15 protein-coding genes are annotated in these 16,295 nt (G+C 59.7%); 6 read left to right on the forward strand and 9 right to left on the reverse strand.

Annotated elements, in window-relative coordinates; translation table 11 throughout:
- The first annotated feature begins 4 nt into the window (after positions 1-4).
- From HNQ50_RS18210 to HNQ50_RS18220, 3 genes are all read left to right on the forward strand, one after another.
- Positions 5-781, forward strand: coding sequence for a 3-hydroxybutyrate dehydrogenase (locus HNQ50_RS18210; RefSeq protein WP_184102645.1), 777 nt, complete (start codon positions 5-7; stop codon positions 779-781).
- Positions 782-887: 106 nt separating this feature from the next.
- Positions 888-1,595 carry a CoA transferase subunit A gene (locus tag HNQ50_RS18215; protein WP_184102646.1) on the forward strand — a complete coding sequence of 236 codons (708 nt, stop codon included), beginning with the start codon at positions 888-890 and terminating at the stop codon, positions 1,593-1,595.
- Between the two features lie 2 nt (positions 1,596-1,597).
- Complete coding sequence (locus HNQ50_RS18220) at positions 1,598-2,245, forward strand: 3-oxoacid CoA-transferase subunit B (protein WP_184102647.1); 648 nt, start codon at positions 1,598-1,600, stop codon at positions 2,243-2,245.
- Positions 2,246-2,370: 125 nt separating this feature from the next.
- Here the strand turns inward: HNQ50_RS18220 and HNQ50_RS18225 are convergent, their stop codons facing one another.
- The 7 genes from HNQ50_RS18225 to HNQ50_RS18255 all read right to left on the reverse strand — a co-directional run bounded on the left by HNQ50_RS18225 (position 2,371) and on the right by HNQ50_RS18255 (position 9,417).
- The gene (locus HNQ50_RS18225) at positions 2,371-3,549 is read right to left on the reverse strand and encodes an FAD-dependent monooxygenase (protein ID WP_184102648.1); all 1,179 of its coding nucleotides are present in this window, start codon (positions 3,547-3,549) and stop codon (positions 2,371-2,373) included.
- A gap of 35 nt (positions 3,550-3,584) precedes the next feature.
- Positions 3,585-4,901, reverse strand: coding sequence for a Xaa-Pro aminopeptidase (gene pepP / locus HNQ50_RS18230; RefSeq protein WP_184102649.1), 1,317 nt, complete (start codon positions 4,899-4,901; stop codon positions 3,585-3,587).
- Positions 4,902-4,991: 90 nt separating this feature from the next.
- The gene (locus tag HNQ50_RS18235) at positions 4,992-5,492 is read right to left on the reverse strand and encodes an ureidoglycolate lyase (protein ID WP_184102650.1); all 501 of its coding nucleotides are present in this window, start codon (positions 5,490-5,492) and stop codon (positions 4,992-4,994) included.
- A complete protein-coding gene (gene alc, locus HNQ50_RS18240) occupies positions 5,489-6,496 on the reverse strand; it encodes an allantoicase (RefSeq protein WP_184102651.1) in 1,008 nt (335 codons plus the stop codon). The genes HNQ50_RS18235 and alc overlap by 4 nt, the downstream gene beginning before the upstream one ends.
- A gap of 491 nt (positions 6,497-6,987) precedes the next feature.
- The gene (gene puuE / locus HNQ50_RS18245; protein WP_184102652.1) at positions 6,988-7,935 is read right to left on the reverse strand and encodes an allantoinase PuuE; all 948 of its coding nucleotides are present in this window, start codon (positions 7,933-7,935) and stop codon (positions 6,988-6,990) included.
- A gap of 17 nt (positions 7,936-7,952) precedes the next feature.
- A complete protein-coding gene (locus HNQ50_RS18250; RefSeq protein WP_184102653.1) occupies positions 7,953-8,684 on the reverse strand; it encodes an aspartate/glutamate racemase family protein in 732 nt (243 codons plus the stop codon).
- 31 nt (positions 8,685-8,715) lie between these two features.
- Positions 8,716-9,417, reverse strand: a complete 702-nt coding sequence (locus HNQ50_RS18255; RefSeq protein ID WP_184102654.1) for a GntR family transcriptional regulator — start codon at positions 9,415-9,417, stop codon at positions 8,716-8,718.
- A 327-nt stretch (positions 9,418-9,744) separates the two neighbouring features.
- Between HNQ50_RS18255 and HNQ50_RS18260 the strand changes: the two genes are divergently transcribed.
- On the forward strand, positions 9,745-11,184 hold the full coding sequence (locus tag HNQ50_RS18260; RefSeq protein ID WP_184102655.1) for an NCS1 family nucleobase:cation symporter-1: 1,440 nt from the start codon (positions 9,745-9,747) through the stop codon (positions 11,182-11,184).
- 69 nt (positions 11,185-11,253) lie between these two features.
- Here HNQ50_RS18260 and HNQ50_RS18265 read toward each other — a convergent pair whose 3' ends face one another.
- A complete protein-coding gene (locus HNQ50_RS18265) occupies positions 11,254-11,664 on the reverse strand; it encodes a PilZ domain-containing protein (protein ID WP_184102656.1) in 411 nt (136 codons plus the stop codon).
- A 236-nt stretch (positions 11,665-11,900) separates the two neighbouring features.
- Entirely contained in the window at positions 11,901-14,246 is a 2,346-nt protein-coding gene (gene metE / locus HNQ50_RS18270; RefSeq protein WP_184102657.1) for a 5-methyltetrahydropteroyltriglutamate--homocysteine S-methyltransferase, read from the reverse strand.
- 96 nt (positions 14,247-14,342) lie between these two features.
- Here metE and HNQ50_RS18275 point away from each other — a divergent pair, with 96 nt between their 5' ends.
- Entirely contained in the window at positions 14,343-15,263 is a 921-nt protein-coding gene (locus tag HNQ50_RS18275) for a LysR family transcriptional regulator (RefSeq protein WP_184102658.1), read from the forward strand.
- A gap of 174 nt (positions 15,264-15,437) precedes the next feature.
- Positions 15,438-16,265, forward strand: a complete 828-nt coding sequence (locus tag HNQ50_RS18280; RefSeq protein ID WP_184102659.1) for a ferritin-like domain-containing protein — start codon at positions 15,438-15,440, stop codon at positions 16,263-16,265.
- Positions 16,266-16,295 lie beyond the last annotated feature (30 nt).

Here is a 16,295-nt window from a genome sequence, read left to right on the forward strand (position 1 = left end):
ACCCATGACAGACCTCAAAGGCAAAACCGCCCTTATTACCGGATCAACCAGCGGCATTGGCCTTGGCATTGCCCAAACGCTGGCTGGCCGTGGTGCCAACATCATCCTGAACGGGTTTGGCGACGTGCTGGCGGCGCAGCAAAGCGTCACGCACCACGCTGGCCGCATTGGTTATCACGGTGCCGACTTGATGAAGCCGCAAGAGATCACCGACCTGATGACCTATGCGCACAGCGAGTTTGGCGGCGTGGATATCCTGGTGAACAACGCCGGCATCCAGCACGTGGCCAGCGTGGAGGACTTTGCGCCAGAGCGCTGGGACGCCGTGATTGCACTCAACCTCTCGGCGGCCTTTCACACCATGCACCTGGCGATCCCGGGTATGAAACAGCGCGGCTGGGGACGGATTATCAATATTGCGTCCACGCACGGCCTGGTGGCCTCGGCCCAGAAGTCTGCTTATGTCGCGGCCAAGCACGGGATCATCGGGTTGACCAAAAGCGCCGCGCTGGAACTGGCGCAAACCGGCGTGACCTGCAACGCCATTTGCCCCGGCTGGGTAAAGACCCCGCTGGTCGAGAAGCAGATTGCCGATCGCGCCCAGGCCGGCGGCATCAGCGTGGCACAAGCCACGCGCGATTTGCTGCTGGAAAAACAACCCTCGGCCGAGTTTGTCACCCCGCAGCAACTGGGCGAACTGGCGCTGTTTTTGTGTAGCGACGCCGCCGTTCAGGTACGCGGTGCGGCCTGGGCCATGGATGGCGGGTGGACGGCGCAGTAGGGTGGATTCGGAGCGCAGCGACAATCCACCAATGCAAGGGTGGATTGCTACGCGAATCCACCCTACGCGGTAGCCCAGACCCGTTGAGCGATAACACGGAGTACCCATGAACAAACTTTATCCCGATGCAACCACCGCACTGGCGGACATCGTCGCGGACGGCCAGATCATTGCTGTTGGCGGCTTTGGCTTGTGCGGCATTCCGGAAGCGCTGATCGCCGCACTGCGCGACTCTGGCGTACGCAATCTGACTGCGATTTCCAACAACGCCGGTGTGGACGGCTTTGGCCTGGGGCAACTGCTGCAAACCCGGCAGATTCGTAAAATGATCTCCAGTTATGTAGGTGAAAACAAAGAGTTCGAACGTCAGTATCTGGCTGGCGAACTGGAACTGGAATTCACCCCGCAAGGCACGCTGGCCGAGAAACTGCGCGCCGGTGGTGCCGGTATCCCGGCCTTCTTTACCCCTACCGGCTACGGCACGCTGGTGGCCGCCGGCAAGGAAACCCGCGAATTCAACGGCAAGATGTACGTGATGGAAACCGCGCTGGTGGCAGATGTCTCTCTCGTCAAAGCCTGGAAGGCCGACAAGGCGGGCAACCTGGTGTACCGGCGCACCGCGCGTAACTTCAACCCCAACGTCGCCACGGCCGGCAAGATCACCGTGGCAGAGGCTGAAATCATTGTGGAAACCGGCGAACTGGACCCCGATGAAATCCATACTCCCGGCATCTTTGTGCACCGCCTGGTGCACAACCCGCACCCGGAAAAACGCATTGAACAACGCACCACCCGCGCCGCAAAGGAGGCCTGAGCATGGCATGGACCCGCGATGAAATGGCCGCCCGCGCCGCTGAAGAATTGCGTGATGGTTTTTACGTCAACCTGGGCATTGGCCTGCCAACTTTGGTCGCCAATCATGTTCCGACCGGGATCGAAGTGTGGCTGCAATCCGAAAATGGCCTGCTGGGCATTGGTCCGTTTCCGACCGAGGATAAGGTTGATCCGGACCTGATCAATGCCGGCAAGCAAACCATCACCACCCTGCCCGGCTCTGCCACATTTGCCAGCGCCGATTCGTTTGGCATGATCCGTGGCGGCAAGATCAACCTAGCCATTCTGGGTGCCATGCAGGTCAGCGAGTCTGGCGATCTGGCCAACTGGATGATCCCCGGCAAGATGGTCAAAGGCATGGGCGGCGCAATGGATCTCGTCGCTGGCGTCGGCCGGGTGATCGTGCTGATGGAACATGTGGCGCGAAAAAAAGACGGCTCAACGGAACTGAAGCTCTTGCCGGCCTGCACCCTTCCGCTTACTGGCGTGGGGGTAGTGGATTTGATTATTACGGACCTGGGGGTGCTGGAGGTGACGGCTGATGGGCTGGTGGTGAAAGAGCTGGCACCGGGGGTGACGCAGCAGGAGGTGCGGGATGCGACGGGAGTGGCCGTGAGGTTTGCGTTGTAGATGGGTCTTGGCGCCTTCGGCGCGAACACCCATAACAATATTAACCAAGCCAGTCACCCCGGATTCCCGCCATCCGGGCTACCAAGTGGTTCTTTACAGCAAGGGGGCAGCCCAAGGCTCCCCTCTCACTTCACCCCATAAACCAGCCGCCGCGCAAACCCTCTACGCAGTGGCCCGATCTGATCCAGCGCCAGCATCCCCAAACTGCGGGCGTGTTTCATCAACACATTCGGCTGTTCAAACAGCGTAATCAGGTTATCGGTAAACGCGGTCACAGCCCCTGCGTCTTTACGTCGCAAGGTGGCGTAGCGTTGCAACATGGCCGGTTCGCCCAGGGTGTGGCCCGGCATGGTCGAGATCACATCGGCCAGCGTTGCGGCATCACGCAGGCCCAGATTCAGCCCTTGCCCCGCGACCGGGTGCAGCGTTTGCGCGGCGTTGCCAATCAGCACCATCCGGTCTGCCACCACAGAATCCAGCGTTTTCAGAGCCAGCGGCCAGCTGCGGCGCGGGCCGACGGCAGTGAAGCCCGGTACACGGCCAGAGAAACGGTTTGCCACGGCGGCCATGAAGGTGTCGTCATCCAGGGACAAGCGCGCTTCAGATTGCTCTGGCGTTTGCGTCCAGATCAACATGTAGTCATCACCAAATGGCAGCAACGCCATGGGGCCGTCATCGGCAAAACGCTCGTAGGCCACGTTGTTATGGGGCACTGCCGGGGTCAGTGTGGCCAGGATGGCATGCTGGTTGTAGGACTTGACCGTCTGCTGCACGCCGTCAATCTGGCCAACCAGCTTGCCGCCATCCGCCAGGATCACCAGCCGCGCCGTCATGCTGACCGAACCCGTTTGCGTGGCCAGTTGCAGCTCTGCAAAGCGCGACAAACTGCGCACACCCGTCACGCGCGTGCCCAGCGCCAGTTGCGCCGGGCCGGTGGCCAGTTGTTCCAGCGCCAGCTTCGCCAGTTGTTCATAAGCCACCACATAACCCAGCGCCGGCAGGTTCAACTCTTCTGCCGTCAGTTCCGTGCGCCCGATCGAGCCTTGCTGCGAGACGTGCACCCGGCCGATCGCAGTCGGGGCCAACCGGTCTTGCCACAGGCCGGCTTCCAGCAGGTTCTGGTAGCTGGACCACGACAGCGCCAGCGCGCGCGGGTCCGTGGCGCCGTCATCCACGCTTTGCCGGGCCTCGATGGCGATGGCATTGCGCCCCTGCCGCGCCAGCCGTTGCGCCACCAGCGCGCCCACCGGGCCGCCCCCGACAATGGCGATATCAACATGGCAAGGCAGGTTACGGACGATCATGGGTCAAATTCCGTTGCAGGTTTGGCGGAGTAGTTTCAGGCGGCACGGTTCATGACGGCTTCAATCTCCGCCACGGTGCGTGGGCAATCGTCAGACAGAATCAGCGGGCCGTTTTCGGTCAGCACAATGTCGTCTTCGATGCGAACGCCAATGTATTCATATGCCTTGGGCACGTTGCCTGCCGGGCGGATGTACAGACCCGGCTCAATGGTAAACGCCATGCCCACTTCCAGCACACGGTCTTCGCCGTCGATTTTGTAGCGACCTGCGTCGTGTACATCCAGCCCCAGCCAGTGGCCGGTGCCGTGCATGTAGAACTGGCGGAAAGTCTTGTTCTCAATGGCTTCATCGACGGTTCCGCTCAGGAAACCCAGTTCGATCAAACCCGCCGTCAGCGTTTTAACCGCCGCGTCGTGCATGGCGCTGTAGCGATTGCCCGGTCTGGCTTGGTCCAGCGCAGCCGCGTGGGCCGCCAGCACCAGTTCATAAATGGTTTTCTGTTCTGGCGTAAAACGGCCGTTGATGGGGAAGGTGCGGGTGATATCGCTGGCATAGCCTTCAATTTCACACCCGGCATCAATCAGCAGCAAATCGCCCTCTTGCATCAGACGGTCATTCTTGTCGTAGTGCAGCACGCACGCATTGGGGCCGCTGGCCACAATGGAGGTATACGCCGGGAAACGGCTGCCGCTGCGGTAGTACTCGTGCTGCAGTTCGGCCTCAACCACGTATTCCCGGATGCCGGCTTTGGCGGCTTGCATGGCGCGAATATGCGCCACGCTGTTGATCTTGCCGGCGCGGTGCATGGCGTCGATCTCAAACGCGTCTTTGAACAGGCGCATTTCATCAACAATGGCCGCCGCGTCGATGACTTCACCGGGGGCCGTGATGCCCGTGCGGGATTGCTTGCGCACGCCGTTGATCCAGCCAGTCAGACGGGCATCCCAGCCGGCGTCTGCGCCCAGCGCGAAATACACCCGCGGCTGGTTCTTCAGCAGGTTGACGATTTCGGTATCGAGTTCGTCAATGGTGTATGCCTCATCAAAGCCAAACTCGGCTTTGGCCGCTTCCGGGCCATAACGGAAACCATCCCAGATTTCATGGGTTTCGTCTTTGGGGCGGCAGAACAGCACGGCTTTGGATTCTTTTTCGCCAATGACCAGGGCGATCACGGCTTCCGGCTCCTGAAAACCGCTCAGATAGTAAAAGCTGGAGTCATAGCGAAACGGGAACGTGGAATCGGCATTGCGGGTCTGTTCTGGCGCGGTAGGCAGAATCAGCACGCCAGGGGCGAGTTGTTCAAACAGGCGCTGGCGGCGGGAAGAAAACGGCTGCAAAAAGGCGGGCTGCATCGAAACTCCATATACGGCGATCCGGATCGCGGTCGCGCGCATTTATTTGTGTTGTTGATGCACCCATTATACCGGCAAGCGCGCCGCCGCTCAGGCCGGGATGATGCCAACGGGTTCAAGTGTGACCTCGTCGCAATTACCACCCGGTCCGGCGCGATCAATCACCAGAAAATCACTGGTGGCGTGCAGCGCCAGCAAAGGGTGATGCCAGGTGCCTGGCGCGTAGTTCACACCTTGATCCCCACGCGCCAGAAACACGCAGACATCAGCCACCGAGACGCCCTCGCCCGGCCGCGCCACCGCCACCAGATAGGACCGGCCAGACAACGGCATAAACGCCTGACTGCCCTTGGGATGGCGCTCCAGCATGGTCAACGTCAACGGCAAGGTGCGCGGTTGACCACGGAAGATGCTGACAATGGCGTGGCCGTCCGGGTCGGTGGCAAGGGTCATCAGGTCGTGAAACCGCTCAGTATTGCCGCCATTGATGGGGAAATGCCGGGCAGAGTCTGCGGCCTCGATCACGTCGCCAAACGGCGCAAAAGCCGCTGCCGTAAGCGGCTCAACCTTCAGTGCGACGGGCTGGCTCATCGTGCCACCTTGCCCCAGATGCGCAACCGCGACACCCCGCCATCCGGAATGATATTGAGCCGCACATGCGTCACCGGCCCCAGCGCGGCAATGCCATCGGCAAAGGCATGGATGGTATCCATTTGCAATTTGCGTTCATCCAGCAGCACCGGCCAGAACATGCTTTGGGTGATGATGGATTGATCGGTACCGCCCTCCATGCGCGCCGCCTGGATCATGCAGCGATCCGGGTAGTTGCCTTTGAAATGCGCCGTATCCACCTCAATGCGCTCCACGATCCCCGGCGCGCCGAGGGCGATAATGCACCAGTCATTGCCGGGCTCCCGGCGGCGGCGGGTTTCCCAACCATCTCCCATATTGATACCGCGCCCTGGCAGCAACAGGTTGGATGCCACGCCAAAGTGCGCATCGTTCCACGCCACCGCCCGACCCCCGTTCTCCAGCGCGGCAAGGTCATACACCTTGCCTGGGTCATCAAACGCGCCCACCGGCTGGCCGTACACCCGCAAACGGGCGATACCACCATCCGGATAGATATGAATACGCAAGTGCGTATACGCGCTGGCGTCGCTGGCAGGCAGATAATGGTGGCTATTGCCCGACAAGCTGGTGGACGTCAGCACTTCGGTCCATGTGGCATTGGCCAGCACGGCCGGGTCATCGCTGAGGCAATCGGTGGCCTCTATGGACACCGCTGGCGCGTAGTTGCCGGTGAAGTGGCTGGTATCCACATCAAACCCCGTTATCACACCCTTGCGGCCGAGTTTGATGATGGACCAGTCATGCCCCATGCTCCGCTTGCGGCGGGTTTCCCAGCCATCCATCCACTTGCCGTTCTCGTCATATTTGCCGGGGATGAAGACGGCAGGTTCCGGGTTGAGCATGCGGGACAGCGGGGCGAAGAATTCATCGCTGGCGGTGATGGCCAGTGCGCCGAGGCGCGGGTCGGCCAGGTTGATGGTGGTGTTGGTCCAGGTGGGGAGTGTGGGGGTGTCGGTGATCATGGATGCTGGCCTGGTTGTTGGGTGGCTTTGTTATGTTTTAGCGCCTGCGGCGCGGATGTTTAGAACTGGATTCCGGCTCAAGGCCGGAATGACGAAGTAGTGGGACACAAACAAATCATTCTTGCAGGCAGACGGTTTGGCTGTTGCGGTTGCGGTTGCGGTTGCGGTTGAAGTTGCTGTTGCTGTTGTTTTTGACTTGCCTCCCCTTGACCGCGCTGAGCATCGCAGCGGGGCCCGGGGTTTCGGCGTAAGGGTGTTTGAGCGAAGCGAGTTCCCTGGAGCCAGCCGGGCACCGCGAGAAGCGCAAGGAACCCGAAGGGCGCAGTCGCAGGGGTCGCCTTTTCTTTGGGTACTTTCTTTTGGCGACCCAAAAGAAAGTGCCTTGCTGTCGGGCAACCCCCGACATTCAAAACACCGCGCCGCAGGCGCTAACAGGGGTTCAAGGTTTTAAACGGCCACGGGTGGATTATCTCTATCGCTCCGAATCCACCCTACAGCCAGCACCGCAAAGGCCCTCCCCCCCCAACCGGATGAACCTCCCGCCAATGCCGTGCAATCGCATCCCTGCGGCAAACCCAAACCCGATCATGCTTCTCAAGATGATCCAGAAACCGTTGTAACGCCCTCATCCGCCCCGGCCGGCCCAGCAAGCGGCAATGCATGCCTATGCTCAGCATCTTTGGGCAGTCTTCCCCTTCTGCGTACAACACGTCGAACGCATCACGCAGGTAGGTAAAGAAATCATCGCCCTGCGAAAATCCCTGCGGCAGGGAGAAGCGCATGTCGTTGGTATCCAGCGTATACGGCACGATCAAATGCGGCGTTTGCTCACCATTGGTTTTGGTGACGGTCGTCCAGAACGGCAGATCATCCCCGTAATAGTCCGAGTCGTATAAGAAGCCGCCGTAATCTGCCACCAGCCGCCGGGTATTGGGGCTGTCGCGCCCGGTATACCAGCCCAGCGCGCGATCACCCGTCAGACGCTGGATGATCTCCATGCCGATGCGCATGTGTTCGCGCTCCTCGGCCTCAGGCATATCCTGGTAGTGAATCCAGCGCCAGCCATGACAGGCGATCTCGTGACCCAGTTCGACCAAGGCCTGGGTCACGTCCGGATTGCGTTCCAGCGCCATCGACACACCAAACACCGTCAGCGGCAGGCCACGTTTTTCAAATTCGTTGAGGATGCGCCACACGCCGGCGCGGGAGCCGTATTCGTAGACGGATTCCATGGACAAATGTCGTGCGGCAAAGGCGGGCGGATTGAACAGTTCGCTTAAAAACTGCTCGGAACCCTTGTCCCCATGCAGCACGCAGTTCTCGCCGCCCTCTTCGTAATTGAGCACAAACTGCACGGCGATTTTCGCCTTGCCGGGCCAGTTGGCTTGCGGCGGGTTGCGGCCGTAGCCGATCAGGTCACGCGGGTACGATTGCGTCATGAAACAGTCCGGGTGGATCAGCAAGAATAACGGGCAAACTCACCGGTAAAGGGTTTGGCGGGGGGTGCGGCGAGGTCGCCAAATTTGCTGGTTTGCAGTTTCAGTGTAACCAGTGATTCGGCCAGCGCCACCGCCGCCGCAACACCTTCCACCACCGGCAGGCCAATACGGGCCGTCAGCCGTGCCGCCAGATCGGCCATACCGCCACACCCCAGCACAATCGCGCCAATATTGTCTTCGTCCCGCGCGCGGATACATTCGGCCTCAATCAACCGGTAAGCCGTGTCCGCCTCATGTTCCAGCGCCAGTACGGGAATTTCAGCCGCGCGTACTTTGCGGCAGCGGATGCCCATGCCGTACTCATGCAGCAAGCGCTCGGCCATGATGCCGGTGCGGCCCAGCGTGGTCACAACCGAGAACCGGGTTGCGATCAGACTGGCGACGTGAAACGCGGCTTCGGCAATGCCGATCACCGGTGCAAGCGTGAGTTCGCGTGCAGCGTACAAGCCAGGGTCCCCAAAACAGGCAATCACGTAGGCATTCGTGCCGGCCGCCTCCCCCGCGCGGATTTCCTCACATACGCCCACCGCCGCCACGGTTTCATCAAAATGGCTTTCAATCGTCAGCGGGCCGCTGGCGGGGTTAACGGCAATGATCTCGGTTCCCGGTCGGGCGACATTGAGCGCGGCCACGCCCATTTTGTCGGTCATGGCGGTGGAGGTATTGGCGTTGATGATGCGGATGCGCATGGTGCTGTCCTGAAACGGTGATGTTCAGTGCTTATGCAAGACCTGTGCCACGCCGTTTGGCAATGTTGCCCAGAATGGCTTTCAAATCCGGTTCGGCCTCTGCGCTGGCAAAGGAACAACTGCGTTCTACTTCCAGCAAATGCTGCTCCATCCACTGCACTGCGGCGGCCACGTCGCGCTGGCCGATCAGGTCCAGAATCTGTTCGTGTTCGCTATGGCGGCAAGAGACGGCGATCGGCGCGCCGTAAGTGGCAATGATCAGCGACGAACGTGTCACCAATTCCCGCAAAAAGTGGGACAACGTGTCGTTATCTGCAATACGGATCAGCGCCAGATGAAATTCGCCAGAGAGTCTGATCGCCGCCTGGCGGTCGCCGGCCAGTTGCGCGGCGTCTTCTTTCTCCATGATCTCGCCCAACGCCTTGATTTGCGCGGCGCGGGCGTGGGCGATCACCTGGGGCAAGGCCGCGCATTCAATCATGCGGCGGGCGGCAAACACCTCACGCGCTTCTTTCACTGAGGGCTGGGCCACCGACGCGCCCTTGTTGGGGACGATCTCGACCAGACGTTCATGCGCCAGTCGTTGCAACACCTTGCGGATGCCAGTGCGGGAAACCCCAAAGGTCTCGGCCAGATCATCTTCTGGCAGACGTGTACCGGGTGGGAGTTGCACTTCGAAAATGGCGGTATGCAGGTTCTCGTAAATGGCTTCGTCACGCGTTCTGCCAGACATGTTTTTACCTTTGTTGGTGCCAGTTTCTGGTGCGGCCCGCACCAGTTTGAATCATTTTTGTATTCGTTTTTTATAAACATTGTATACAAAAATTATCCCGTTCGAATAACACCTATCGTAGCACTCCCGCACAACGCACCGCCAATATGCGCGTTATATGACGCATTGATGTCACCCTGGAACGCTTCTTGCTCAACCACTCCTGCAGACCCGCCTGATTTCGAATGACGCAGTACAAGGGTCGATGCATCTGATTGTATACAAAATGCGTTGCATGCGGCTGCGGCCTCATGCGGCATGGCAATTCAACAGGTCAGGAGTCATTCAATGTCTGAGCAAACGCCAGCCGGCTACAGCAGCCGGCTTTACAACGAAGATCTGGGCCCGCTGAAAAAGCAGGACTGGAACTGGTACAACATCTTTGCGTTCTGGATGTCTGACGTGCATAGCGTGGGTGGCTATGTCTTTGCCGGCAGTCTGTTTGCGTTGGGGCTTTCCAGCTGGCAGGTACTGGTGTCCCTGCTGGCAGGTATTTGTCTGGTGAATCTGTTTGCCAACTGGGTCGCCAAACCCAGCCAGCAAGCCGGTGTGCCCTACCCTGTCATCTGTCGCATGGCGTTCGGGGTGTGGGGTGCCAATATTCCAGCGATCATTCGCGGCCTGATTGCCGTGGCCTGGTACGGCATTCAGACGTTCCTGGCCTCCAGCGCGCTGACCATTGTGCTGGTGCGTTTCTTCCCGGCGCTGGAGTCCCTCAGCCATAGCCAGTTTGCCGGGCTCTCTCACCTGGGTTGGTTGGGCTTCATGACCATGTGGGTGCTGCAAGCCATTGTGTTCTGGAACGGTATGGAGACCATCAAGCGCTTTATCGACTGGGCGGGCCCGGCGGTGTACATCGTGATGGCCGCCCTGGCGGTGTGGATTGTGATGAAGGCGGGGCCGGGCAAGATCACGCTCAATCTGGGTGAGGTCAAATACCACGGCCTGGCGGTGATTGGCCCGATGATCACGGCCATTGCGCTGGTGGTGTCGTACTTCTCTGGCCCAATGCTGAATTTTGGCGATTTCTCCCGTTACGGCAAATCCTTCTCTGAGGTCAAACGCGGCAATTTCTGGGGCCTGCCGATCAACTTCCTGGCGTTTTCCATCGTAACGGTGGTCATCACATCCGGCACCATTCCCGTCTTTGGCCAGATGATTACCGATCCGATCCAGGTGGTCGCCCGCATCGACAACACCACCGTGGCCGTGCTGGGTGCGTTCACCTTTGTTACCGCCACGATCGGTATCAATATCGTCGCCAACTTTGTCTCGCCGGCATTTGATTTCTCTAACTGCAATCCAGGCAAGGTGTCGTTCCGCACTGGCGGCTTTATTGCGGCGATTGGTTCGGTGTTCATCACCCCGTGGAACCTGTTTAACTCACCTGACGTGATCCACTACACGCTCGACACCCTGGCCGCCTTCATTGGCCCGCTGTTCGGTATCTTGCTGGCTGACTTTTACCTGGTGCGTGAACAGAAGATTGAGATCGATGATCTGTACAAAGATGGCCCGAGTTCTGCCTACTGGTACGACGGCGGCGTGAACAAGCGCGCAGTCATGGCATTGGTGCCCTCCGTGGCGGCGGGTTTGCTGATCACCTTTGCCGGGATCAAATCGCTGGCGGACTTCAACTGGTTTATCGGCTGCGCGCTGGGTGGCGTGGCCTATCTGGCCCTGATGAAAGCGCCGATGCCGGCGCGGGCAGCCCGGCAAGTGGCGTAACACCAGTGCTACAAAACAAAAACACTCCGGTGCGCCGGGGTGTTTTTGTTGGTTGCCGCTCGCAGCCAACTACCGCAATGAGCGCGCCTGCGATGGGTAGCGCTTGATCAGCTCATCAATCAGTTTTGCTTCGGTGTCTTTGTCGACATCGGCAAATTGCATGCCGATACGGAAACAGCGGGATGCGCTGTCATGAACGGCGTAGGCCACCTTCGCGGGGAAACGCAGCACCAGCGGCATGCCCCCCTGAGCGGCCGGAGTTTGAGAGGGCACTTCCAGGAAGACGTCGCCACTCCAGCCTATGGGCAAAGTGTGTTCGCAATGGAGTGCCACCCCAGAGGGCGCGACATTGACGCTGCGGCCAGCACGCTTTTGCCCCGCGCCGATCACCACAACGCGCCAGCGCGCCGGAATACGCACGCCGCGTTTCTGGGCGGACTCAAAATCCGGGTCTCTGTTGTAGTTAAGGACAGAATCCATCGTCGTTATGTTCTTGTTTTGTGAGGGTCAAACCGGGCGGGGTCGGGGAGGATTCTAACCGGTTTCATGAAGGTCCCTTCGACTACATGGGCAAGTGTTGGAACTATGTCACGCGACCAGGACAGGGGAATGATTCCTTGCGTAAAGATGACTGAAATCCACCGCCTCAGTGATGGCCTGGACAGCAAAAAGCCCGGCATTTCACCGGGCTTTTTGACCGATCACCACCCACACATTCAGTGGGCGCAATCGCAATGACCACTATGCCCGTGCGCGCGATATGGGCTGTTATCCGCCGCCAGTTTGCCTGCGCGCGCCAGTTCTGCACGGGCGCGACGGGTGGCGTCCAGCATGGTGGCCAGTGCGGCTTCGGTTTCCGGCCAGCCACGGGTTTTCAGGCCGCAGTCCGGGTTGATCCACAAGCGCTCTGCCGGCACCACTTCGGCCGCTTTGCGGATCAGCCGCAGCATATCGTCCACCGGCGGCACGCGCGGGCTGTGAATGTCGTACACGCCCGGACCAATTTCGTTGGGGTAGGCAAACTGACCAAACCCAGCCAGCAGTTCCATATCCGAGCGTGAGGTCTCAATGGTGATCACATCGGCATCCAGCGCGGCAATCGCCGGCAAAATATCGTTGAACTCCGAATAGCACATGTGGGTGTGGATCTGCGTTTCATCCGCCACGCCACTGGCAGAAACCCGAAACGCCTTACCAGCCCAGTCCAGATAGCTCAACCAGTCGCGCTTTTTCAGCGGCAAACCCTCCCGGAAGGCCGGCTCATCGATCTGGATCACGCGGATACCGGCCTGCTCCAGATCCACCACTTCATCCCGGATGGCCAAGGCAATCTGCAGCGTGATCTCGCTGCGCGGCAGGTCATTGCGCACAAAGGACCACTGCAAAATCGTCACCGGGCCAGTCAGCATGCCTTTCATGGGTTTGGCAGTCAGGCTTTGGGCGTACTGGCTCCACTCCACCGTCATGGGCGTCGGGCGCGCGACATCCCCAAACAGGATGGGCGGTTTGACGCAGCGGCTGCCGTAACTTTGCACCCAGCCATTGCGGGTGAAGGCAAAACCGGACAATTGCTCGCCAAAGTATTCGACCATGTCATTGCGCTCTGGCTCGCCATGCACCAGCACATCAATACCAAGGCGTTCCTGTTTCTCGACCACCAGGCGGATTTCGGCCTGCATGGCGGCGCGATATTCAGCTTCTGGCAATACGCCACGCTTGAACGCGGCGCGGGCGGCGCGGATTTCTGCGGTTTGTGGAAAGCTGCCAATAGTGGTCGTCGGTAGGGGCGGCAACTTGAGCCAGGCTTGCTGTTTGGGCTGACGCACCGCAAAGGCCGAGAAGCGCTGGGCGTCGCGCGCTTGCAAGCCGGCCACCCGGGCCTGGACCGCCGGCTGATGAATCCGCGCCGAGCTGCGGCGCGATGCTTGCGCGGCATCTGACGCCGCCAGCACGGCGCTGATGCGGCTCACGCCCTCCGTCAGGCCGCGCTTGAGATTGGCTACCTCGGCCAGTTTCTGGCGGGCAAACGCCAGCCACGAGATGAGTTCTGCATCCAGCGCGGTTTCGTGTTCCAGATCCACCGGGCTATGCAACAGGGATGAGCTGGAAGCCACCCATAACCTGTTGCCCAGTTGCGCGCGGGCATGTTGCAAGGTAGCCAGCGAAGCGGTCAGATCGTTCGCCCAGATATTGCGGCCATCGACCACTCCCAGTGATAGCACTTTGTCCGCCGGCCATTGCGCCAGGAACGGCTCCAGTTGTTGCGGCGCCCGCACAAGGTCCAGATGTACCCCCGCCACCGGCAAGGTAGCCAGCAGTGCGGCATGGTCCGCCACACTTTCAAAATAAGTGCCCAGCAAGAGCTTGAGGCCGGTTTGCGAGAACTCGCGGTAGACCGGCGCAAAACCGTCCAGCCACGCTTGTGGCAGCTCCAGCGCAAGGATGGGTTCATCGATCTGCACCCATTCCACCCCGCGCGCCGCCAGTTTTTCCAGAATGCGGCGATAGGCCGGCACAATCCGCCCCAGCAAAGACAATGTGTCCAGGCCCGGCGTCTTGCTCTTGGCCAGATACAAGAAGGTGAGCGGACCAATCAGCACCGGTTTGACCTGGTGACCTTGCGAGCGCGCTTCATCTACTTCATAGAAGAACCAGTCCACGCCACCGTCAAAGCGGGTTTGGGCATCCAGTTCCGGGACCAGATAGTGGTAGTTGGTATCAAACCATTTGGTCATTTCCAGCGCGGGTTGCGCGGCGTTGCCACGGGCCAGTTCAAAGTACTGTTTGAGCGTGAGTTTTTGCGCGTCAAAACCAAAGCGGGGCGGGATCGCCCCCAACAGCACGGCGGTGTTCAGCATCTGGTCGTACCAGGCAAAATCACCGGCTGCGACAAAATCCAGGCCGGCTTCATGCTGCCAGGCCCAATGCGTGCGGCGCAGGTCCGCGCCGGTTTTGGTCAGCGCCGCCTCGTCGATGTCGCCGCGCCAGAATTTTTCTTGCGCAAACTTCAGTTCGCGCTGTGCACCAATGCGCGGAAAACCCAAAACATGAGCCTTGGTCATGATTTTCTCCATATCCATGAATTTGACTTGTCATCATGAACGTCGGCCCGTTATGATTCAAATTCAAAATATTCACCAATGACATGAGAGCTGATCATGCAATCGCTGCTGGAGCTGCGCCATCTGAAAACACTGGCGGCTATCCATGACCATAAAAGCATTACGCGCGCGGCAGAGCGGCTGCATCTGACGCAATCGGCCATCTCGCACCAGTTGCGCCTGCTGGAAGATCACTACGGCGTGCCGCTGTTGAATCGCAAGGGCAGCACCCTGGCGTTTACCCCGGCCGGCGAAAAACTGCTATTGCTGGCCCAGACCGTGATGCCCCAGGTGAACGCGGCCGAACGGGATATTGCCAAACTGCGTGAGGGCGAAGCCGGCCAGTTACGCATTGCCGTGGAATGCCACACCTGCTTTGACTGGTTGATGCCGGCGATGGATATCTTCCGGGAGCGCTGGCCAGAAGTAGAGCTCGATATCGTTTCTGGCTTTCATGCCGATCCGGTCGGACTGATTTTTGAAGACCGTGCCGACCTGGCGATTGTGTCGGAGCTGGAGCCCGAGTCACGCGTGGTGCATCACCCGCTGTTTGTCAGCGAAATGATCGGCCTGGTCGCGCGTGATCACCCACTGGCCGCCAAAGACTGGCTGGACGCCACCGACTTCGCCAGCGAGACGCTGATCACCTACCCCGTACCGGACGACATGCTTGATTTGATCCGCAAAGTCCTGCGCCCGGCGGGGATCAACCCGCCGCGCCGCACCACCGAACTGACCGTGGCCATCTTGCAACTGGTGGCCAGCCGACGCGGCATTGCTGCACTGCCGCATTGGAGTGTGCAAACTTATCTGGAGCGCGGCTACGTGGTTGCCAAGCCGATCACAGAACACGGTTTGACCAGCGAGCTTTACGCGGCTGTGGCGGCAGAACGCGCGCAAGTGGCGTATTTGCAGGAGTTTGTCAGCATTGTGCGCACGGTCAGCGCCAAAGAATTACCCGGCGTTACGCTGTTGTAGGAATAAACCTCCCCCCAAAAAGTCAGATGTTCTCTACCCAGGCGGGTGTTGCATCCACTAAAAATGAAGTGTCATCCCGCACTGCGGGAAAACCGTTGATTGCATGAAAGCTGTGCAAATCGCCCACCGAAGGCCTGTTGTACACGATGCAGCCGGCCCGTCTGGAGAAGGCTCATGACACTACCCGCTGCCGAACCCTTGTCCTGGGATTTCCGGGACATTGACCTGACCCGCATTGACCCGGATCGCATCCAGCACAACGAAACGTTGTTCTATCTGCTGATCGCCTCTTCTTTCATTGAAAGCGGGGCCGATCTGTATACCCACAATCTGGTGGCGTTCTTTGCCGATGACCCGGAGGTCTCGGTCTGGCTGCAAAGCCGCTGGGAACAAGAAGAAATGCAACACGGCCAGGTGCTGCGCGCATATGTACAGCATGTCTGGCCGGATTTTCCGTGGCAGGCGGCGTTTGATGATTTCTTTGCAGAGTACGCCACGCTGTGCGTGGCCGAAGAACTGGAGCCCACGCGCGCCCAGGAACTGGCGGCGCGTTGCGTGGTAGAAACCGGGACATCCAGCCTGTACCGCGCCATCATGAGTTGCACCGACGAACCCGTACTGCGGCAGATCACCGACCATATCCGGCGGGACGAAGTGACCCACTACAAACACTTCTATCACTATTTTTTGCGCTACCGCGAAACCGAACACCTGACCCGCCGCAAGACCCTGGGCACGCTCTATCGCCGGTTGCTGGAACTCCGCAACAGCGATGCCGAGATTGCCTTGCGCCATGCGTTCAACCACCACAATCCCACCGCCCCGGCCACGTATCGCCGGCAGATCAACCGCGCGGTGAGCGGCCTGATCCGGCGCAATTTGCCGGTGGAGATGACCATCAAGATGTTGCTCAAACCGTTGCTATTAACGCCCAAAGTGCAGAAGGCACTCCAGTTGCCTTTGCTGGGCGTAACGCAGGTGTTTTTGCGTATGCCCATCTGATAACGCATTGACATGAACAGACCTGCCCCC

It is taken from the genome of Silvimonas terrae, from assembly GCF_014202765.1.
GTDB lineage: Bacteria > Pseudomonadota > Gammaproteobacteria > Burkholderiales > Chitinibacteraceae > Silvimonas > Silvimonas terrae.